Source organism: Pseudomonas sp. (assembly GCF_050739655.1).
Taxonomy (GTDB): domain Bacteria; phylum Pseudomonadota; class Gammaproteobacteria; order Pseudomonadales; family Pseudomonadaceae; genus Aquipseudomonas.
The window spans coordinates 1-2,106 of sequence record NZ_JBOIBY010000510.1; the positions used below are offsets into that span (position 1 = coordinate 1).

Annotated in this window: 2 protein-coding genes and 2 pseudogenes; 1 reads left to right on the top strand and 3 read right to left on the bottom strand. The window is 56.4% G+C overall.

What is annotated here, in order from left to right:
• The 3 genes and pseudogenes from ACRESJ_RS24195 to ACRESJ_RS24205 form a co-directional block, all read right to left on the bottom strand.
• Positions 1-78, bottom strand: a pseudogene (locus ACRESJ_RS24195) (transcriptional regulator); the annotation flags it as partial.
• Positions 79-192: 114 nt separating this feature from the next.
• Entirely contained in the window at positions 193-648 is a 456-nt protein-coding gene (locus ACRESJ_RS24200) for a YkvA family protein (RefSeq protein ID WP_431760162.1), read from the bottom strand.
• A gap of 292 nt (positions 649-940) precedes the next feature.
• Positions 941-1,657, bottom strand: coding sequence for an FKBP-type peptidyl-prolyl cis-trans isomerase (locus tag ACRESJ_RS24205; protein WP_008017718.1), 717 nt, complete (start codon positions 1,655-1,657; stop codon positions 941-943).
• Between the two features lie 269 nt (positions 1,658-1,926).
• Between ACRESJ_RS24205 and ACRESJ_RS24210 the strand changes: the two are divergent.
• Positions 1,927-2,106, top strand: a pseudogene (locus ACRESJ_RS24210) (hypothetical protein); the annotation flags it as partial.

Here is a 2,106-nt window from a genome sequence, read left to right on the forward strand (position 1 = left end):
CAGTAACGCCTGATACTGAGCCCATGGCAGAACCGCATATTCGGGCTCGCCTTCGCGTGTAATTATCTGAATATCCATGACTACCCCGTAGGACAAAAACACTTAGCGAGTCGGCACTTTTCCTTAGAAGTGTAATCCTAACAGCGGCCAAGGTCGCGGGGGGCATCAATCTGTGAACAGGTCGCAATCGACTCAGTGTTTTTTCGGGCCTTGAAGTTGAAGCTGCTCGGGGGTGTCAGGCAGACGCTCAACCACCGCGAGCTTCTCCGGCGCCTGCCGTTTGCGCCAGGCGCGGAAGGCATTGAGTTCGTCGTCGAGCACTTTCATCAGCCACGCCAATACCGCAATGTCATCGAACATGCCGAATACCGGAATGAAATCCGGGATCGCATCCACCGGGCTGAGGAAGTACATCAGGCCCGCGACCACCGATATCAGCGCCTTGGGGCTGATGGCGCGATATTCACCGCGCCAGTAGGCCAGGCAGAGAGCCTGCAACAGCTTCAAGTCGTCCTTGAGCTTGCCCAGTCGATTGCCCTGGCTCGCGCCTTTGCTGGCGACCGCGAACAGCAGGGTCGGCAATCGGCCACGTGCCAGCAGGCGCCCGGCCAGGGGCAGGAAACGAGCGAAATTCCAGGGTGCTTTCATGATTTCTCCCGTTGAAATGTTATCCACACAAATTGTGGATAACCTTGTGAACAGAGCTGCTTTTCACCGCTGTAAGCCCCGCTTTACAAGGCTTGCGTTCAGATCGGGCGTTTTTTACTCATCAAAAAAAACCCATAATTTCATTGACTTGGCGACGTTGTGCGTCTACCCCCAACGCTACTATGCGTGAGACTCCGGTCTAGAGCGTCTGTTCGTTTTGTTTACCCCTGCCGGGCGCCAGATGCAACAACGCCCCGCATGAGCGAGGCGTTGTTATCGAAGCAGACGCTGGTTACTTGGCAGCGGCGTCTTCTTTTGCCGGGTCCTTGATGGCCAGCAGTTCCAGGTCGAATACCAGCACCGAATTGGCCGGAATCGCCGGGCTTGGGCTTTGAGCGCCATAAGCCAGGTCAGCAGGAATGTACAGTTTGTACTTCTCGCCAACGTGCATCAGTTGCAGGCCTTCGACCCAACCCGGGATCACACCGCTGACCGGCAGATCGATCGGGCTGCCGCGCTCGACGGAGCTGTCGAATACGGTGCCGTTGGTCAGTTTGCCGGTGTAGTGAACGGTCACTACGTCAGTCGGCTTTGGCTGAGGGCCATCGGCTTTCTGCACGACTTCGTACTGCAGGCCCGAAGCCGTGGTGGTCACACCGGCTTTCTTGCCGTTTTCCTCGAGGAATTTCTTGCCGGCAGCGGCCGACTCTTCGCTCATCTTGGCCATGCGCTCTTCGGCACGCTTTTGCAGTGCGGCGAACGCCTCAACCAGTTCTTCGTCCTTGAGCTTCTGCTCTTTCTTGCCGACGGCGTCTTCGATGCCCTGGGCTACAGCTTTGGAATCGAGATCATCCATGCCTTCCTGAGCCAGGCTCTTGCCCATGTTCAGGCCAATGCCGTAGGAAGCTTTTTGCGCCGGGGTTTTCAGCTCTACGCTGGTCTGCGAATCACAACCCGCGAGTACCAGGCTAACCAGGGCTACCGCCGCCGCCAACCGATGCTGTTTCATGCTATTTCCTTGTTCATGCGCCTAAAGGGCAATCGAGTAAAGCCGCGAGCTTATCAGGCCGCCACGACCAATGGCTACCGGCATGAGAGCCGGAAACATTTGATAAGTTCAGGTGTTTAAACGCATTTCACAATTCGGCTGATGAAGCTTCTTTCATCTTGTTCCGACAGAGACTGATTCCAGAACCTGCAACATCTGGCGTAATGGCCTCTTGCCGCACCCTGGGGACTCGGGCATAACGGCATGATCATTTGACAAGGATGTTTATCGTGCGCCTGTTCCTTCGCTTGCTGGCTCTCATCGCAGTACTGTTCGGGCTGGTCATGGCCGTGGTGCTTTACTACGTCGCCAACCCGAAATTGCCGGCCTGGTCGCCCGCACAACAGGTGCATTACCTGGAGCAATGGAGCGCCGCCGATCGAGATACTTATTACTTCACGCCCCAGGGC